The organism is Rhizobium sp. LARHSG275, assembly GCF_052871115.1.
Genome location: NZ_JBIXJN010000001.1, coordinates 309,509 through 328,994, shown reverse-complemented (window position 1 = coordinate 328,994; position 19,486 = coordinate 309,509). Strand labels below are relative to the sequence as shown.

General features: G+C 62.0%; 12 protein-coding genes and 1 pseudogene. 2 read left to right on the top strand and 11 right to left on the bottom strand.

The features are described from left to right. Positions 1-92: 92 nt before the first annotated feature. The 8 genes from ACIPSK_RS01525 to ACIPSK_RS01490 form a co-directional block, all read right to left on the bottom strand. On the bottom strand, positions 93-404 hold the full coding sequence (locus tag ACIPSK_RS01525) for a DUF982 domain-containing protein (RefSeq protein WP_162115126.1): 312 nt from the start codon (positions 402-404) through the stop codon (positions 93-95). A gap of 168 nt (positions 405-572) precedes the next feature. Further along, complete coding sequence (locus tag ACIPSK_RS01520; RefSeq protein ID WP_162115127.1) at positions 573-2,978, bottom strand: protein kinase domain-containing protein; 2,406 nt, start codon at positions 2,976-2,978, stop codon at positions 573-575. Between the two features lie 42 nt (positions 2,979-3,020). Continuing rightward, complete coding sequence (locus ACIPSK_RS01515) at positions 3,021-4,205, bottom strand: serpin family protein (RefSeq protein ID WP_162115128.1); 1,185 nt, start codon at positions 4,203-4,205, stop codon at positions 3,021-3,023. A 13-nt stretch (positions 4,206-4,218) separates the two neighbouring features. Next, a complete protein-coding gene (locus tag ACIPSK_RS01510; RefSeq protein WP_162115129.1) occupies positions 4,219-6,750 on the bottom strand; it encodes a trypsin-like serine protease in 2,532 nt (843 codons plus the stop codon). Then, positions 6,747-8,363, bottom strand: coding sequence for a caspase family protein (locus ACIPSK_RS01505; RefSeq protein ID WP_162115130.1), 1,617 nt, complete (start codon positions 8,361-8,363; stop codon positions 6,747-6,749). Before ACIPSK_RS01505 ends, ACIPSK_RS01510 begins: the two co-directional genes overlap by 4 nt. A gap of 22 nt (positions 8,364-8,385) precedes the next feature. Next, complete coding sequence (locus tag ACIPSK_RS01500; RefSeq protein WP_162115131.1) at positions 8,386-10,329, bottom strand: DUF4384 domain-containing protein; 1,944 nt, start codon at positions 10,327-10,329, stop codon at positions 8,386-8,388. Positions 10,330-10,539: 210 nt separating this feature from the next. Next, a complete protein-coding gene (locus ACIPSK_RS01495; RefSeq protein WP_162115132.1) occupies positions 10,540-10,917 on the bottom strand; it encodes a hypothetical protein in 378 nt (125 codons plus the stop codon). A 179-nt stretch (positions 10,918-11,096) separates the two neighbouring features. Continuing rightward, positions 11,097-11,687, bottom strand: coding sequence for a hypothetical protein (locus ACIPSK_RS01490; protein ID WP_162115133.1), 591 nt, complete (start codon positions 11,685-11,687; stop codon positions 11,097-11,099). Between the two features lie 258 nt (positions 11,688-11,945). Here ACIPSK_RS01490 and ACIPSK_RS01485 point away from each other — a divergent pair, with 258 nt between their 5' ends. After that, entirely contained in the window at positions 11,946-13,553 is a 1,608-nt protein-coding gene (locus ACIPSK_RS01485; RefSeq protein WP_162115134.1) for a hypothetical protein, read from the top strand. A 236-nt stretch (positions 13,554-13,789) separates the two neighbouring features. Here the strand turns inward: ACIPSK_RS01485 and ACIPSK_RS01480 are convergent. The 3 genes and pseudogenes from ACIPSK_RS01480 to ACIPSK_RS01470 all read right to left on the bottom strand — a co-directional run. Next, positions 13,790-14,170 (bottom strand): annotated as a pseudogene (locus ACIPSK_RS01480) (hypothetical protein); the annotation flags it as partial. Positions 14,171-14,257: 87 nt separating this feature from the next. Continuing rightward, on the bottom strand, positions 14,258-14,584 hold the full coding sequence (locus tag ACIPSK_RS01475; RefSeq protein WP_168724623.1) for a hypothetical protein: 327 nt from the start codon (positions 14,582-14,584) through the stop codon (positions 14,258-14,260). 24 nt (positions 14,585-14,608) lie between these two features. Next, positions 14,609-17,188, bottom strand: coding sequence for a caspase family protein (locus ACIPSK_RS01470; RefSeq protein WP_162115136.1), 2,580 nt, complete (start codon positions 17,186-17,188; stop codon positions 14,609-14,611). Between the two features lie 499 nt (positions 17,189-17,687). On the opposite strand from ACIPSK_RS01470, the gene ACIPSK_RS01465 reads away from it, so the two are divergent. Continuing rightward, positions 17,688-19,466 carry an adenylate/guanylate cyclase domain-containing protein gene (locus ACIPSK_RS01465; protein ID WP_348642873.1) on the top strand — a complete coding sequence of 593 codons (1,779 nt, stop codon included), beginning with the start codon at positions 17,688-17,690 and terminating at the stop codon, positions 19,464-19,466. Positions 19,467-19,486: the final 20 nt, after the last annotated feature.

Below are 19,486 nucleotides of genomic sequence, written 5' to 3'. Positions count from 1 at the left end.
GCCTCAAATCGGTCGTTCCTTGACACCGAGCCCAACGACCGCTCCTGGCGCAAACGCAACGTCGATAGGCGGGTAGTCCCTGGGAACAAGGCCTATGTTGGCATCATTGGGGGAAGGTCCGGCCGTCGCTCTCCCATTCCCTGCCGGACGAGCGATAGAGTAGCGATGCCGGCCTCATCGGCCGCACGCAGAAGCGCTTCCCGGAATTGTTCCGGGGCAATCTTCCCGCTCAACGCGTCGACGCAGGCTTTGACGGCTGCCACATATTCCTCGCCGTCATCGCAAGGCCAGTCGTTGATCAGGAGACGCGCCGCGTCGCCCAACGTCCATACGATCTTGCGAGATGCCGGGCCTCGCAAGGCAAACCCAACCGGCGTAAATGCTGATGATGTTTTCCAGCACATTGTCCTCGACCCCTCAAGGCACGGATACTGCAGTCCCCAGTTCAATATACGCGCGTATTTTGAAATTTGGAATTGAAATTTGTCAAATGATGCGGCTTGAACGCGAGCTGCCGAATGAAGCAGAAACGGCGCCCAAACTTCCCTATTCGGTCCCATTTTTCGCCGCGCTCACCGCAATTCTGCAGTAACCCGGAAGATGCCGCCGGCCGACGCGTCGGAGCAGACGACGAAGGTCGAGCCCTCCTGCGCCATGAAGGCGACATTGCCGCCGGCTTCGCAGGGGGTGGCGCTCCACTGCAGGATGATATCGCCATTGTCGGGCAGTTTTTCCGGAGTGATCTTCGCCGCACTTGCCATCCATTCCGTCGCCGACGGCAGGTGGACGGGGGCGTTCAGCTGCTTCGACAGCCAGGCGGTATAATTCTGCGCCACGGCAAGCGGCACGTCGTCGGCCGGCTGCTGCGGATTGTCGGCATAGGCCTTTGCTGCGGCGGGGTCGGAATTGGCGGTGTAATATTCCGCCATCTCGGCACGGGTGACCGCCTTCGTCTGCATGCAGAAGGACTTGTCGATCTTCACGGCGCCATTGGCAACGCCAAGCATGCCGCCGAGCTCCTTCATCGAGGAGGTCATCAGCCGGACGTTCTCCAGTGAATAGCTTCCCGCTGGGACGGTCTCGAAGGCAAGGGTCTGCGAAACGGGGCAGAAGCCGCGTGCCGACAGCGCCTCGAGATCGGCAAGGATCGGCTGGTAGGCAACGACCGCGAGCTTATAGGCCTCGGCGTTGTAGCGGCCGTCGGCCTCGCCGATCTTCGGGGCGAGGGCCGCAAGCGTTGGATCGGCAGCACCGGCGCGGGTGGCGATCGAGGCGTTGAGATCGGCGACTTTCTGCTTCAGCGCCGTCGCCTCGTCCTTCGCCGCCATGACATCGGCGATGACGGCGTCGAAAAGCTTGGCGGCGTCGCCATAGCCTGACGTTGCGGCCGGCATCTGCCATTGCTCGGCCTTGGTCTTGGCCTCGGTCATCAGCCCGCTCGCCTTTTTGACGTCGGGGCTATCGCCGGCGCCGATGCGATCGACCGTTTCGCGTTTTGCCGTCGCGTCCTTTTCGGCTGCTGCCAGCGCGGTCAGCGCCTTGGCGAGATCGTCGAACGTCGTTTTCGATGCGTCGTAGGCGTCGACCGCAGCATGCATCTGCTTGGCAGTGGCCGCGTCGGCGGCAGTCTTCATCTTGGTGTCGGCCTCGGCAAAACCTGGCGCCTTGTCGCCGCCTGCGGCAGACGCGGCAGCTTTCGCCTTCTCTGCATTCTCCTTCGAGATACCGATCAGCGCGTTGCCGAGATTGATGGCGGCCGTCTGGAAGCCCGGAAGGGCCTTTTCATAGTCTTCGTCCTTGAGCAGCGCATCGGCCGATGTCAGCGCCGCAGCACCCGTGTCATAGGCGAGCTTTGCCTGGTCACCGGAAGGGCGCTCCGGCGCCTTGGCGGCGATCGCCTTCTGCTTGCGGCTTTCTGCCTCCTTCTTCCAGGTGCCGACATCGGCGACGAGTTTCGGGTCCGGGCGGAGCAGCTTCGGAATGGTGACGACACCGACGCCGATGCAGATCAAGAGCAGCGCGCCGATCATCGACAGCTTGGCAAGCGTCCACTTTTTCGGTTTCGGCGCCTCCTGCTGCTGTTGCATGCCGCCGCGCGGATCCCACGACATCGGCTGGATGCCGGTCGTGACGCGCGCGAATTCGCCGAGCGCATCGGCGCCCATGCGTGGTCGCTGGGCCGGGTCGCGGCTCAGCATCCTTTCGACAAGGCTTGCAAGCCCCTCGGGAAAACCGGGGATCAGCACGTCCAGGCGGGGAAAGACGTTGGAAGGATCGAGGTGGATGTTCTTCCAGCTCTGCTCGCGCTGGTGCTCGTCTTCCCAGACCATGACGCTGTCGAAGACGCTGTTATACGTTTGCCGCGGCAGGAAAAGCTTGTAGGCGATCATGCCCATGGCGTAGATGTCGAGCGCGGATGAGGCGGAGAAGCTGCCGCTCGCATAGATTTCCGGCGCGCCGAATTCCGGCACATAGGGCGGGATGATGTGCTCGCCGATCCTTGAGATCAGGTGCAGGTTGCCGATCCGCACCGACAGGCCGGAATAATCCTCCGACACATAGATGCACTGGTCCGTCAGGGCGTTGTGGGCGTAACCGGCGCCGTGCAACGTGGCCAGCCCTTCGAGGACGTGGCGGCCGATCTCGACGGCGCGCTCGTAAGCCACCATCTCCGTTTCGTCGAGATATTGGTGCAGCGTTTTCGACGGCCGCTTCTCGACGATATAGAAATTGTCGTCTTCCGGCGACGGCGGAATGAGATCCTCGATTTCGACGAAGCGCCGCGCCGTCAGAGATTTGGCCTCGTTGATGGAGGTCCAGACCCGCTCGAAACGAGCCTTGTCCAGTTTCAGCGCCACATCGGGCGTGACGATGAAGACCGCATGGTCCATCCGCTTGTCCTGAGCGGGATAGACGATGAACTCGTTTTCATAGATCGGCTCGCCGATCGTGTAGCGGGCGATCAGATCACTTCTCATGCACGTGTCCCCCTGCATTCATTACATTCATGAAACCGAATTCTATTCGCCCGCCAGTAATGGATCACCGATCAGGCCTGCGGCCAGCAGCAGGCCGCTTCTCGTATCGCGAAGCGCGAAGGCAAAACGGGCATCGGCGACCACGCGAACAAGCTTCGGATCGATGCTGCGTTCCGTGACCACAGCCGTGGCCGCTGCCGCCTCCGTGCCGTTTTCGTCAACCTTGATCATCGTCTTCTGCAGGACGCGCGACAAGCGGATGTTTTCCTTGGTGAAACCCGGGAACCCCGCATCCCTGGCCTTCTCGGGCGCCACTCCCATCGCATTGAGTACCGGCATCAAATCACGCCCGTCGTTCAGGGAAAAGCGTGGCAGGAAGATTTCGCCCCTGGCGGCCTCAAATTTTTCCCCTTGCAGCCAGGAAGCGAGCGCCTTCAGGTCCGCGCCGCCGACACCCTTGCCGGAGCGCGCCGCTACCACGACCATGCTGTAGCCCTCGCCGGCATAGGCAAGGTCGACGGCGGTGAATTTCTCGTCGGAGCGGAATTTTTGGCCATCGCCGGCAAGATGCATCATCGGCACCGAAATCGTCGAACCATCCGGCCGCTGAAAGGGGCTTGCCGGGCTCTCCTTCTCGAAGGATATCTTCCAGCGCGCCTTGAAGGAGAGCGCGCCGAGACTGACGAAGCCGCCGCCGGGCGGTGCGTCGAGGATTGACGAAATGGCGCCCCTCGTTGCGTCCTTAACCCAGCCGTTGATGTGCTCGACCGATTTCGGTCCGTCGAGATCCTCGATCGAAGGCTTGATGCGGTGGCCGGCGAGCATGGAAAGCGCGTCGGGGACGAGCACCAGCTTGTCGTCGAAGACGATCGCGACCGCCATCGCCAAAGGCGCATCCGCCGCTGCCGGCTTTTCCGGGGACATCGCCTCGAACGCCGTTTCCGGTCCCTTCACCTCGCCGCCGAAGCCGAGGCCTTTGGCGATCGAGGCCTTGCCCGCATCGGAAGCGCCGAGGCCTGCAAGGCCGAGGGCAGCGGCAAGGCTTGCCGGCGACACCATGATATTGGCAGCACCCTCCTTTGCCAGGCTGCGGTCGATCAGTTCGGCGGCAAGCTCGGCTTGTGCGGCGAGCATCGCCTTGCTGTCGCCGGAGTTGCCGGCATGGGCGGTCGGGGCAAACGCCATCAGGGAAGCGGCAAGACCCGCCAGCAGAGTGGATTTCGGCATGGTTCGCTCCTGTTCAGCGGACGCGATAGAATTTGGAATCGAACGACCATTTGCCTTGGGCGCCGGTTTCGTCGTCGCCGACGATCCTGAGGCTTCGGGCGAGATCGTAGACATAGTTGAAGGCGGCGCGCTGGCCGACGAGCGGCGTCGGCACATCGGGCAGGTCGAGCACTTCGATCGGCTTGTCGCTGAGGATGGCAACGACCATGCCGACGCCAGCCGGCCCCTCCACCACATATTCGAAGCCGGTATAGGGATTGCGCGCATCGGGCACGACGACCGGCCGGGCCGGATCGAGCCGGTTGTCGCCGCTTTTGGCTGATGGTTTCAGCCCCATCGAGCGCTTGTTCGGGTAAAGCTGCGTCAGCTTGCCGGAGGCGTCGATATCGACCAGGATCAAGTAACCGGACGTTTTGGTCGAGACGCGCATCGCCACCTTGTCGCCGATGCTGACCGCGGTGCCGGGCAGCACGTCGACGGCGACGCCGGCCTCATTGTCGCTCTTCAGCGTGTTTTCGACGGCGGCGACCGGCGTCTTCGCCTCCCCACCGGTGATCACATCCCGGCCGAGCGCATCCGGCTGGCCATAAAATTGCGGCACCGGCGTGAAGCGGCAATCCTCCGCATGCGTCCGGCAATATTCGTCCGATTTGCGCCGGACATAATCGAGAAGGGCGGCATTGCTGACATTCGGCTTGTCGGCGGCGCGTGCCACGCCATCCTGCACGCCTTCGATGAAGCGGCGGGTGAAGACGCCGACCGGCGGCTTGGCCTCGCGGTCGACGAGGGCCCACTGCCCTGCATTGACTGCCGACCAGACCATGGCGCTTTCGCCGCCGAAGGAGAATTTTGCTTCCTTGCCTGATTTGTTCGGCGGTTCCAGCGCTGCCAGCGCCGGGCCGAGGCAACGCACGGTGCCGGAGGGTGCGGCCACAGCGCTGCGGCTGCCAGGCCCGACATGGCAGGCATCGATCAGCAGCGTCACACGGCGATCCTTGAGGCTGTTCAGACGTGCGGCGATCTCGGTTTCGCGGATCTGGTTGGTGACGGTCACCTTGCCGCCCTCGCGCACCAGCTTGGCATCGACGGCCACCAGCGTCGGGCTCGTCGTTTCCTCGGCGCCCATTTCTTCCGAGCCCTGGCCGCTGAAATAGAGGAAGACACGGCTTCCGGGTGTCGACTGGCGCACCAGCCAGTCGTCGATCTCGGCCAGGATCGCTTCGCGGGTCGCCTTGCGGTTGGTCAGCGTGTGGATCTGCTCCGGGCGATAGGCGAGCGTCTTGGCGAGGAAGACCTGCATCGCCTTCACATCGGTAGCGGAGCCGGTCAGTTTGGCCTCGCGCATCTCGTACTCGTCGATACCGATCAGCAGTGCGCGATCGCCGGGCGAGCTTTCGATCACCGGCATCTGGGCGACCGGCGGCTGCACGGCGGGTTCGTCGGTGACGGGCTTGTCAGCCGGCAAGATATCGCTGGCGGGGGTGTCGGCAGCAGGCGTTTCGGTGGTCGCGGCTGGCGCGGTATCGCCAGCCGGGGAAGTGGTGATGGCGAGATTGGCTTCTTCCTGTCCGGACTGCCTCTGCTTCGTCCCGCCACTGGTCGTGGTGGACGCGACCTGATCGTCGGCAGCGGGCCCTTCAACGTCAGGCACGTCGCCGTCGGTCTTTGCGGCGATCCAGTCGCGGAAGGCGGCCACACGGGTATAGACGCCGTAATGCTCTGCCTCGGCGCAGCCAGCGCCCCAGCTGACGATGCCGAGCTGGATCCAGCGCTTGTCGGGACGCTGGGCGACGAGCGGCCCACCGCTGTCGCCTTGGCAGGCATCCTTGCCGCCCTCGGCGTAGCCGGCGCAGACATTGCGCTCGTCGATCGGGTTCATGCGCATCGAGCTGTCGCGGTAGGCGGCGCGGCAGTCATCGCGCGGGACGATCGGCAGTTCGACTTCCTGCAGCTCGGTCGGCAGGTACTTGTCGTCCCAGCCGTGATCTGCCTTGGTATAGCCCCAGCCGGTGACGACAGCCGGGTGGCCGGCGGCCTCCACCTCGTCATCCGAGGCCGAGGCAAGGATCGCCGGCTTCGATTTGGCGGGCTCGCTCAGTTTGATGAGGGCGATATCATTGGCGAAGACCTTGCGGTCGAAATCTTCGTGAATGATCACGTCTTCCACGGCAAGGCCCGGCTTGTCCGGCCCGTCGACCGCGATCACCTTGTCGATCTTCGACTTGCCCTCGACGATCAGCAGGTCGCGGGCGAAGAGATCCTGCTTGCCGGAGCGGCCGCTGGTGACGCAATGGGCGGCCGTCAATATCCAGCGCGGTGCGATCAGCGAACCGCCGCAATGGCCGCCGAAGCGGCCGCGCTGTTCGGGATCGGGCGCCAGGATCTTCACCTGCCAGGGCCATTCGCCCTTCTTGGCCGCCTGGCCGCCGATGACACGCCCGCCATCCTCGCCGGCAAAATCGGTGTCCTGCTGCGCCAGCACGGGAGCAGCCAGAAGCAGCATGACGGACGCAATAGTGAGGACCCTGCTGATCGACGTGCTCATAGCTTGGCTCCGGCGGAGGTATAGAGGACCGTAAATCCGACGCGCGCCCCCTCGGGCAGGAATTCGCCGAGGCGCTTGGCGATATTGCCGGCGGTGCGGCGCCTATCATTCTGCTTCAGGAATTCCACAAGTTCGGGCATCGGGGTTTCAGAGGTGACGGCGACGAGCAGGTCCGTGCCGAAAGGTGCGACGACGGAAAGATCGAGATCGAAGGTCTGAGACATCGCAGCATCGACCTCCTTGTCGTTGGGATAGAGGAACTGCACGGTTCCATCGCCGGTGACGTCGAAGAGCACGAGCTTGCGGCCTGATAAATCCGAAACTGTGACGCCGACGCGCTCGCCTTCACGATGGACGGCGTCGGAAGGCGTCACGCGTACGGTCTGCGGGTTTGTCTCGGACAGCCGCTTGAGGGTATCGAGCGCGGCCATCCGGTCGACGACGAAAGGCATGTCGCCGGCGCCGATGGCGGAGGCGACGACATCGCCGCCGGCGATCGCCTCGCGTTTTTCGGGATCGAAGACGAGTTCGGCATCAGCATCCTGCGTCAGCTTGAACGGCGTGACGGCAGGATCGATCCCCTGCAGCACCGGCTCGGCGCCGAGGGCGGCAACGCTGATCGGTGCGGGCTCGGCGGGCAGCGGAGCGTTTGATTTCTCCGTCGCCGCCTGCGCCCCCGCCCCTTGGTAATTGTAGACCACCGCGCGATCGAGATCCGTTCCCGGCGGGCTTTCGGTGAAGATGTTCTGCCGCTGATCGGTGAACTGGTAGACCGCTTGGCGCACATATTCGAACAGTTCGCGGCGGCTGACGGCGCCGTCGCCATTCCGGTCCGCCGCCCCTTCGAAAGCGCGGGCGGTGGCATAGCTCAGCGCGCCGCGTTTTTGCGGAATGCCGGGAATTGATATCTCGGGCGACTTGGTGTTCTCGTCGACGGCGGCTAGAAAGGTCAGCCGCTTGAAATCGAAGACGGTGGACAGCGCATCCGCCGTCGTCGAGATCGGCGCGAGGTCGTCCTCCTCGATCGTATAGGACGGCGCTTGACGCCATGTGATCTCGGCGCCGCGCGGATCGACGTCGCGGGTCATGCCGCCGGCATGGCAGGTATCGGCGATGAAGACGACATCGGCGCCCTTGGTCTCCAGATTGCGGATCAGCGCCTTGAATTCGTCGCCGAAGATGCGTTCCCGTGATCCGGGAAGACGGGTGTCGAAGCCGGCGAGCACATAGACCTCGTCGCGGCCGCTCGGTTTCGAGCCCTTGACGCGCTCCGGCTCACTCGACCCGTGGCCGGCGATGCCGAGCACGACGAGGTCACCAGGCCCTGCCCGTTCCGTGACGGCCTCGATCGCGTGGAAGATGCCCTCGCGGTCGGCCGCACCATTCTTCAGCAGCGTCATATCTTCGACGCCGACCGAGCGCAGCGAAAGGGAAAGGTCTTCGGCATCGGCGACAGCGCCATGCAACGGCGGAACGTTGCGGTAGAGGTCGATGCCGATCAGCACGGCCCTGACCGCGCCGCGCTCCGGCGCTTCGATCACCCTTGCCAGGCTATCGGTGGCCGCCATGGTGAGGAGGGCAAGTGCTGCGGCCATGGAAACGGATGCGGACATGGCCAAACTCCCCTCGCCCCAGCTATTCGCGGCGCCATTCGACGCGGCGGTTCAGCGCATCGACGTCGTCTTCGGTGAGGTTTGCGGTTGCCGTCACGTCCACCGGCTCGGAGGCTCCGCGGCCCTCGGCGTCGATCGTCGCGTCGATGCCTTTGCTCTTCAGGAAGTCGGCGACGGCCTGGGCGCGGCGTTCGGAAAGCTTCTGATTGTAGTCGTCACCGCCGCGATGGTCGGTATGGCCGATAAGGATGACGCGTCCGGGTTTCTGCTCCTTCAGCGCCTCCAGCAATTCCTCAGCGGCTTCGGTGCCGATTGAGGTGAAGCTCGACTTGTTGAAATCGAAGGTGATCGGAACCGGAATGGAGACCGGCACGATGCCGCGCACATTCTCGGAATAGATGCCGCCGAGCACGCCGCTGCGGTGATCCTTCTCGGCCGGCACGAAGCTGCCTTCAGGATGGTCGCTGGTCGGGTTGGCGGCAAGGATGCGGGCCTGGGCGGCGCGCTGGATGAGATCGGAGATCGTCTCGGCCGGCGGCGCCTTCGGCGTGCGGGTCTCGTTCTTGATGATCTCGATCGCCTGCTGGTAGTCGGCGGCGGCATCGGCAAAGCGGCGGGCGGAGAAATAGATCTCGCCGAGCGTGGCGGAGGCCTGCCAGAGCACCTGCGGACTGTCGGCGGCGACAAGCAGCGGCTCGTAATCGGCGACCGGCTGGTTGGCCGCCATCATCTCCTGGGCAGCGGAAAGCCTGAGCGCTGCGACGCGGCGCTGGGCATTCACCTGGAACTGCCCGCAGTCGGCACTGACGGCGATCGTGTCGGCTTCAGCGGCGGCAGCCGTGATATCCTTGGCGGCAACGGCCGTGTTCAGCTTGTCGAGAAGGGCGGTGCAAACAGGCGTATCGGCATTTGCCACCTCGATCTCTTCGCCGGCCCCGGCGGCCTCGCCAGGTTCGGCCGAACGGCCGAGGTTCAGCTGCGGCATCTTGATGCTGAAACCGCCGGGCAGCTTGAATTGCGGCATCTTGAGCTGCGGCATCGGCAGTTTCGGCATCTTCGTCTGGGACGTCTGGGCCGGCTGCTTATACTGCGTGATCGGCTTGGTGGATGAGGTGGTGTCGGCCGGACCGATCAGTTGCAGTTCGTCGGCGGCAAGCTCCTGGCCGGGCGCCAGATTGGTGACGATCTTGTATTTCTTCGGCGGCTGTTGTGTTGCCTGCTCGACAGGCTTCGGCGTGAGCTTTTTCGGGATAACGGGCTTCGGCTTTTCCACCACCGTTTCCGGCTTCTTGGCGACTTCCTGTGTCGTCGCCGGCTTCGGAGCGGCTGCGGGTTTCGGCGCAACGGGCGGCTTGGCAGCCTGCTCGACCGGTGCGGGTTTCGCGGCAGGGGCGGCTGCGACGGGCGGCACCGCGGGCAAGCTGTCGACCGTCGTCAGCGTCAGCGTCTTGCTGCTGATCTTGGTGCCGAGGCTGCGGGCCTCTTCGAGACTGCGGGAAACGGTATCCATGCCGCCGTCGATCGAGCGGAACATGCCGGCGCCGCTGCCGCCGAGATCGGCAAAGATCGTCAGCGGCTTGGAGGAATAGAAGACCTTGATCTGCTCCTGGCCGACCGGGCCGGAAACCTGCAGCCGGGCGCCGCTTGCCGGATCCGGCACCTGCACGCGCTTGCCGGCGCCGACAAGGGCGTCGGTCTGGTACTTGTTCGGGAAAAGCTTCACCACAGAACCGTTCGGCGAGACATTCAGCACCGTGACATAGGCGTTCTCGGTCGATTGGATGAAGAGACCGACAACTTCGCCGACGGCGTATTTGGCTTCAGCGCGATCGAAGGTGATGCTGACAGGCCCGCTTTGCGCCGGCGCTTCGGTCAATGTGCGTTCGTTCTGCGCCTCGACGGCGGGAACCACCGAAAAGAACGAAAGAAAGGTGGCTGCGGCTAGGATGGCTTTGCTGTTCGGCATTGGAAAACCTCCTCTTCGAACAATCTCACACTGTGTTGAAGATGAGAATAGCACTGACCGGCGAAATTGGGATGGCCTTGCCTGTCTTGCTTGAGGGAGGGTTACAAATTATTTGGAGCCTGGAAGAATCCATCAACGAAAAGACGTGAGCAAGACTCACGCCTGGCAATATCAGCGCCTTTTATAGTCGGTTCGACTGCAAGGTTACGGTTAGTTCTTGGGTTTCTGCCCGGCTGATTTCAAAATCGAGATCAGGTCGCTCATTCCCTCGGGCGAGGAATTGTAGAGCCAGAGAATATCCGGATTGTCGACTGTGAATTCCTTGCCGGGGCCTGAACCCATGTCGCGGCCGGGCGAGTTCGCGTCGGGCAGCTTGTCCTCGCCGGGTGCCAGCCCCTTGGCGGTTTCGTGTTTGGCGATGATCGCCGTCGCCGCAGCAAAGGCCTTTTCGTCATGTTGGCGCAGCGCTGCCAGCGACGGGTTTCTCGCCGCAAGCGCGTCTTCGGCCGGGCCGGAATAGGCAAGCTGGGGGATCTGCAGCGCCAGCAGAAGGCCGATCGACAAGGTTATGAGCCAGGATTTCGTCATCGTCGTCAAATCCGTTATCAACCTGATGCGCCGCAATAGGGCAAGCAGCATGACAATAGGCAGAGGCCGGAAGGATGGCAACGGTGCTCAGTGCCAATCGATTTGGAGGGTTGAAATCGACTGGCAGCTGCGCTTTCGCTCCGTGTTTTATGCAATGTCGTTAACCCGGGCGACATGCATCAGAGGATCTTCAATTGCTGCAGGTTAAGGCGCAGGTCGCGCAGCATCTCGCCGAAGATCTCCTCGATCATTCCCGTCGACCAGACGACCATGGTGCCATAGGGCGAGCGCTTGCGCTGCATGAAGCCCGCCGTCTCGAAATCGATCAGCGTCTTGCGGCAGGTCTCGCTCGACATCACGGCGACAAGGAAACGGGCGAGATTGGACTGGTCGATCGCGCCGGCTTTCTCCGCCCAGTTCTGGATCAGCCGCGGCTTGGTGTCGGCGGTGAACATCGAGGCGAGCGCCCGATCCTGCGAGAGCCCCAGGCGCTGCAGCTTGGCCGGATCGCGGGTGAGCGAAACCACGTAATCATTGTGCAGATCGGCGAAGCGTTCGATATCTTCGGCAGTGCTGATGCCGAAGACCTTCATCGAATAGAGGAACTCGGCCATCAGATAGGTCGGCTCCGAGCGCAGCTGCGCCAGATGCTTGTCATCCTTCCTGGCCGAGGCCGCGCAGACGCGATCGGAGAAGTTGATCCTTGCCGCGCGAACCTGCTCCAGCAAGCTTATGTCGAGCGCCAGTTCGTCACCGTTCCATTCCAGCATAAGCACTCCCTGCCGACAAATCTTCGAGACGATGTTCTTGTACTATCGCCGGCGGAGATCTCCAAATCGTTTGGAAAGCAATAGCTTGCTGACGAGGCACAACTATCCTACCATTTTAAAGACTTGACGGTCACAGAGCATGATGCCGAAAAGTGTGAGCGGTTTTCGGACGACATCATGCTCTTGCTTTAATTGAGAACAGGATTCAGATTTTAGGCCGGACCGGCCTAAAATCATCCTGTTCTGGGGGTCGAGGCAATGCGTGGTTTTGGGTCGCATATTTTGTTTGCCGCGGCACTTGCGGTCGCCTCGCCGGTTTTCGCCAAAGACACTGTGATGATCGAGCTTCGTGGCGGCGACGGCGCTCGTTCGGTCGGCATTATCTCTTCCAACGAGGAAGTCGAGGCATCCGGGCCGGCGGCGATCACCGTCGGTGACGACGGCACCATCTACATCCTCGACCAGAACAATGGCCGCGTGCTCGCCATCGATGCCGAACGCTCGCAGGCAGAGCCTGAGATCCTGCCGCTGCCGGAAAATGCTGCGCCCGAGGATCTCGCCGTCGTCCACAACGAACTCTACCTCTGGTCGGACGGCGTCGTGCCGCTCGAGCGCTCCACCGATGCCGACGGCCGGTCGCAGACGCTGCGCGCCGTCGACGGCGGCGATGCCGACGACTACACCCGCTCGGTCTTCGCCTCGATGGGCTCGATATCGCCCGGTCCACTGAACAGCATCATCGACGAGATCGGCCGCAGCACCAGCCGGCCCGAGGCCCGCCCGCCGGTCATTCAGTATGTGCCGAGCCGCGGGCTCGGCGATATCGTTGCCGAGGTCTCGGCTGCTGCAAACGACAAGGCGGAAATCCTGCTGCGACGCAGCAGCTCGGAGGAGAACTTTCTCTCGCTGCAGCTCGCCTCGGAAGGCCGCATCGGCACCGTCGAACTTCTCGACATCGACACGACAGGCAGGCCCTATGCGCTGGTCGAACTGGTGCCCGCCGACCGGCCCGAGCGCACCGGCATGCTGGTGGTGCGCTTCACGCCGAATGGGGCGATGGACCGGGTCTACGACCTGCCGATCGACCCGGGGACGGTATTCTCCCGGCGCTTCGTGGCGATCGGCCCGCGCGGCGACGTGCTCTATTTGAGATCGCAGGAAAGCCGGGCGCAGGTGCTGCGGCTCGACGGCCGGGAGCCCGGCCGCAAGCTTGCCGCCGCCCTGCCCGCAAAACAATTGGATGCCGGCAAGCCCGGCAAGACGCCGAAGGTGGCGATCGTGCCGAAATCGCGCGGCGACGTCATCGAGCGGGCCATCGGCTTCGAGACGCTGAACTGGCTGGTGACGTCGACCGCCTATGGCGGGGATCCAGGGCCTGGCTGCGTCAACATGAACCGGCTGCGCCGCCCGATCTACCTGATCGGCAAGCGCGGCCAGACGGTCAAGGGTGTTCCCTATTGCTGGGGCTGCAAGACGCCGCTCGAGAATTTCGTCGGCGGCGTCGAAAAGGGCCAGACCGCCGGCAATGTCTGCACCAAGAGCGCGCCGCAATCCAACATCCTCGGCGTCGACTGCTCCGGCTTCGTCAGCGACGCCTGGGGCCTGAAGATGCATGTCTCGACGCGCGCAATCCCCGGGATCACCAGGCGCCTCTCCGATCCCTGGTCGATGCGGCCGGGCGACGCGCTGAACAAGCCAGGCTCGCATGTGCTGTTGTTCATGCGCTTCACCGACGACCGCAAGGTGGAAGTGATGGAGGCCTCGCCGAATGCCTGCAAGGGCCGCGTCTGCCGCAATACCTATTCGCTCGGCAGCCTGTTGATGCGCGGCTACCAGCCGGTGCGCTTCAAGGGGCTGGATGGGTGAGAGGCGGGAGCGTCGCGCCGGCTGTCTGCTGCATAATTCAAAGTATTATAGCGGCCGCCGCTGGACCACAGTCCTGACGTGGGTGTCCACGCTATGATTTGCCACTTCCGCCCACCTCGTCCTCCGTCATGCTCGGCCCTGAGCCGAGCATCCACACGGCACCCACCAGCAGCCGCTGCATGGGTCCTCGGGTCAAGCCCGAGGATGACGGAGTGGAAGACGCGTTTCCGCCAAACTCACCCTCGCCTACATCCCGTGGTCTTCAGACGCGTGGCGCCCTCTCTCGGCGCCAGACGACGCTTCGTCTTCGCTAAAAGCCCATGCGCCGCGACGTTCTCGGCATAGTCACGATAGGCGGGATCACGGCTCAGCAGGCGCTCTTCGGCGCGGGCGCGCAGCAGGTAGACGAGACTGACGATCGCCAGCATGCCGGCTCGCACCAGTCCTTCGGCAAGGCCGCTGGCGATGAAGCTCGGGGTCGCAAACACACCAGGAGATGTTCTTCGAGACATGGGCCGTGATGCCGCGATGGGTCAGGTTAGAAAAGCGAGGCCGAAGGCAATGGTCGCCCAGGCGTAGATTATCGCGCAGGACAGCGTCGCGACGCTCCAGAGGACCGGCGGGATGAGTCTCAGTCCTTGAGCCACGAAGAGACGAATTCTCAATAAAATATAGATAAAATGGACGCCGACGGACAACCTATCCTAGTGCCAACTGCCGCCGCCATCGCCGCTAGAGCCGCCACCGCCATCGCCACCACCACTGTCGCCGCCGCCGCCCATGCCGCCGCCAGAACTGGAATTTCCGCCGGATCCGTTTTCAGAACGGACAAAAGCCGGTTCATTGCTCCTTGCTGCTACCTTTTTGACGGTGGGTGTTCGTTTTACTGTCGGTTGTTTATTGGCTGCCGGCTCTTCGTTGGTAAAAAGTGTCCTGGCGCCTGGATCGAAGATGCAGCTTTGCAGGATCGCGCCTGAGCCAACGATGAATGTCGAGCACAACAGGACCCGGATGATTTGATTGCTATTCATATAAGGCGCCCCCATGCCGCCGTCTCAGAAGAGATCGTACCTCGGATTTCGCTTTGCCCATGTCGCCTTGGCGAGCTGGATGAGTCTGTCGTTGAGTGATTTGGCTTTCGGAAGCGCCTTTTGTTCCTGAGCGGTCAGCTCGGCTGAGAAAATTCCTTCCGCTTTTTTCTTTGCAACCTCAGGCAGCGCCTTGAGTTCCGCCAAGGCCTGATTTTTCGGATCACCGCTACCAGGCCTGTTCACCGCCATCGCCAGCGCAAAATAGTGTGCAGCGATCGCAAGGCTGTCGGGGTCGACGCCCTCATCTTTGGCCAGCTTGGCGCGGTCGAGAGCACCCCAATAGTCGCCGCGTTCTGCGCCTATCTCCAGCCATTTTACCGCTTCCGTCTTGTCCTCGGCAACGCCGACACCGTCGCGGTACATGCGTCCGAGGTTTGTCGGAGCGTAGGGCTGACCACCTTCTGCTGCCCGCGTGAATAGGTCTAGAGCTTTAGAAAGATCCTGCGGCGCGCCCTTACCAAAGCGGTAGACCAGCGCTAGATTGTTCTGGGAATAGATGTCGTTGCGTTCGACTCCGGCCTCGTAAAAGCGAATGCCGCGTTCCGGATCGGCCGGAACTTTGATGCCATTAAGAAAGATAAAGCCGAGAGCGTTCATTGCGTAGGTATGGCCGAGATCGGCAGCCTGCAGCATCATGCGCAAACCTTGCTGCTGGTCTGCTTTGACGCCTCGCCCGTAATACAGATCGTTCCCGAAGCTGTGCAGTGCGTAAGGGTCGCCTTTCTTGGCGGCTGCTTGAACGATTTCTGCAGCTTTATCGACATTGAGAGGCACTGACGCACCAATTTCGTACATGGTCGAAAGATGATGGATCGCCCGGACATGTCCGGCATCCATCGCCTTCTTGATCGTTGCGAAGGCCGTCTTGGTGTCGCGGTTTGCGAGCTGGGCGCGGCCGAGCTGGTAGACGAAGCGGGCCACCTCAGGATAGGCCTTTACCGCGTCGGTGCAGGCCGGCAGGGCTACATCGGGGTCGATCTCATTCGGCAGTTTGCCCGAGGTCACGCCCTGAAGGTCGAGGGGGGCTGCGGCTGCTGTGTCGCAGGCATCGAGCACCGGCTTGATGGTGACCGTCGCCGGCGGCAGGTCGTCATTGGCAGCCTGCAGCGTCAGGGCGAAAGGCTGGTTTTCGGTGCCGATCTGCGGCTCGTAGGAAAGGGCCGGAATATCGGCGGCCTCGAGCACGTGACCGAGCCCGATCACCCGGTCTCCGGCGCGTAGCGTGCCCTTGTCGGGTAGGGCCGCGACCTTGAAGGTCATCTCGGCTGCCGATGCCGGTACTTCAGGCAGGCCGGCCTTTATGGGGCCGACCCCGATCGTGGTGCTCACGTCGCGCGGCAGGGTCTTCAGATAAGCGTCGGCATCGGCCAGCCGCACCTGCTTTTCCTGTTCGAGTTGGGCGAGCTTTGCGCCGGCATCCGCCGAGACGGTGATCGCGACGACGCCTTGTGTAGTCTGGCCATAGGGGTCGCTGACGGTATAGCCGATGAGGCCGACGGTTCCGGCGGCAACACCTGATGAATCATAGGTCAGCGCCGTCAGTGCCGCGGCTGGCATCTTCGCGCCCTGCTCGACCGGCTTGCCGTCGAAGCTGAGCTTGCCGGTCTTGGGAAGCTGGTTGAGGGTGACGAGCAGTGCCGAGCCGGTCTCGTCATGCGGCGGGGCGATCGGCAATTTGGTCGTGGCCGCACCCTCCGGCACGCTCACCTGCTGCATCGATTCGACGCTCGGCGGCGGCGGCGCCGGAATGAAATAGAAGCTGTCCATCAGCGAGGAATTTTCCCAGGGGACCTGCTTGCCGTTGGTCATGGCGATGACATCGCGGCGCACATCGGTCAGGACCTGGCGGATTTCCTTGTTGGGTTCGCTTGCCCGCTTGATGAAGGATTGGGAATAGGGGCTCAGGGCCCCGGTGCCATCGAGCGCCACCTGGCCGGGTTCTGTGGAAAAGGCGATCAGACTGCCGAGATCGCTGTCGATCCGCGCAAGTCCGCGTGTGGCGCCGACCGGTTCCAGTTTTTCCGCCATCCAGAATTTCTGGGCGTTGAACGGATTGTTGCGGCAGGCGTCGAGGAATATCAGTTGCACCCGCGAATTCTGCTTGAGATGGTTCAGAATGAGGTCGAGCGGCATCGTCTGCGTCTCGACGTCATAGGGCGTCTCCAGTGTCGCATCGACCGGTACAAGGAAATTCTGACCGCCCACCTGGATGCCGTGGCCCGAATAATAGATCAGGCCGGCCTCGGCATTGCTGGTCGAACGCAGGAAACGGCGCACCGTATCCTCGAGCCCGATGCGGTCGACATTGACGCCGATCGTCACGTCGAATCCGGCCGCACGCAACGTGCTGGCGACCTCTTCGACGTCATTGGCAGGATTGGGAAGCGAGGGCAGCGTCTTATAGACCGAGTTGCCGATGACCAGGGCGACGCGGCGGCCGCTCTCTTCTTTGATGGCGGCAAATGCCGTGCCGATCGACAGCAGCATTGCTGCGATGATCAGCAGATAAGCGCATAGTCTCTTGATGTGGTGAAACTTGGGCATGGCTCGATCGCAAACATTCTATTGTCTAAGTTCAATAAAATTTGCTGGCCTGCTGGTGCTGGGCCCCCTCCGCATTCACAGTTCAAAACTATTCCTCGGCGCCCTAAAAAGCAAGCTGCGCCGCCTCCAAGAGAATTGGAGCAGTTCTTGCAGATTGGAAGCCTGTCTCTGGCGGGAAAGACTATGGAAATCAGAGAACAAACATGCGGATGAGGGCAGATACGTCAATTCTGATGACGTTTTCTTGGAGCCTCTTGTCTGTCAGCTTGGTGCATTCCGGCGACAGTAGTCTGCAGAGACCTTTGTTTCCGAATATCTTTATCGCAAAACAGCTGCACATTTTAGCGAGGCATGCTTTAGCAAAGAGGGTGCTGAAACACTTTCAATCCTCGCATCGTGCTCCCGTCATGAGGGAGTTTCCATCCTCGGCTAGCCCGATGTATCATGGTGGTGTTGAATTCGTGGGCCCGAATACATGGGCGAGGACCGGAGGGGACCGTTGCAGAGAAGGCTCGCAGCTATTCTAATCGCGGATGTCGTCGGCTATTCTCGCTTGGTCGAGGCGGACGAGAATGGAACGCTTGCGGCTCTCGGCAGCTTGATGACATCGTCGTTACGTCCGGTTATCGCTGCTCATGCTGGACGTGTCGTCAAACTGATGGGCGATGGTCTGGTCGCGGAGTTCACCTCGGTGGTCGAGGCTGTTTCTTGTGCGATCGCAATGCAGAAGTCCGTAGCGAGCCAACAGCACCTCGTCGATCCGACGAGCAAGATCGTCTTTCGCGTAGGAATCAATCTCGGCGACGTCGTGGTAGACGGTGACGACATCTTAGGGGACGGAGTTAATGTGGCGGCGCGATTGGAGCAGCTGTGTCCGCCGGGTGACGTTCTGATCTCAGGCGCAGCGTATGAACATCTTGCGGGGAAAATCGACGCCACGATCGAATACGCGGGAGAGCAGCGCCTCAAGAACATCACGCGCCCGATCAAGGCGTACCATCTTCGGCTGAGCGGGTCGAAGTTTGCCGTTTCCAACCTCTCAAGATCGACCGGACCAACTATCGCAGTCCTTCCATTTGAAAACATGGGCGGTGACCCTGAGCAGACGTATTTCAGCGATGGAATCACCGAAGACATCATCATCGAGCTGGCCAGGTTCACCGAACTCATGGTGATCGCAAGAACCTCGTCGTTCGCTTTGGGCGGCCGCACGGGTGACCTGCGCGAGATCGGACACATTCTCGGCGCGGATTACGTGGTCGAGGGAAGCATCAGACGAGCGGGCCATCGGATCCGGATTGCGGTTCAGCTTGTCGAGACAAAAGGCGGCACTCATCGCTGGGCAGAGCGTTACGACGCGTCCATAGAGAATATCTTCTCCACCCAGGAAGAGATAGCGCGCAGCATCGTCGCCATGGTCGCCCAACGCGTCATAGACGACAACGAGCTCACCTCTAGAAGACGCCGTCCGGAAGACATGCGAGCCTACGATCTGTTCCTACAGGGCAACCGCCTCTCCGACGACTTCCGGCCAGGAGCACAGGAGCGCGCCGAGGCACTGTTTGAAAGCGCGGCTAAGGCGGATCCAACCTTCGCACGCGCACATACAGGTCTCGCCTATATCTACCTTAACCGCGCCTCGGAAGGAGGCCTTGGTATCCCAAGGGAACGCGATGATAACCGGATCAAGGCGCTTCGCTCGGCCGAAACGGCATTCGCCTTGGACCCGAGCGATCCTCGCGTACAGTGCACTCTGGGTTACATTTGTTTGACCTGGCGAGACTTCAAAAGGGCGGAGCATCATCTCGACCTCGCAAAATCGATGAATCCCAATGATGCCACTATTCTGATCCTCTGGGCTGGGATGCAAGGAGCGTTGGGGCGGCCGGTCAAAGGCTTGGCCGGCGCCGAGGTCGCCTACCGGCTGAACCCGCTCCATCCCAGTTGGTACAACTATTACAAATCCCGTCTTCTGTTCCTTGCGGAAAGATACGGTGAGGCCGCCACTCTTCTGGAACAGCGGACTTTTGACACGCCCGAAAGAGAGCCGCGAGACATGGCATGGCGCGCAGCGTCCTACGGTCACCTCGGTCGGATCGATGACGCTGAGAAATGCGGAAAAATATTCCTTGATGCAATTAGGACAAGGTGGTGCGGAGCGTCGACGGCAGGTCCCGTCGACTATGTTAACTGGCTTGTTGATGTCTCATATCTCAATAACGAGCATGATGTGCTGCGGCTCCGCGAGGGTTTGAGGCTCGCTGGTCTGCCGGGATGAATAGGTTGGCGGTATCGGCG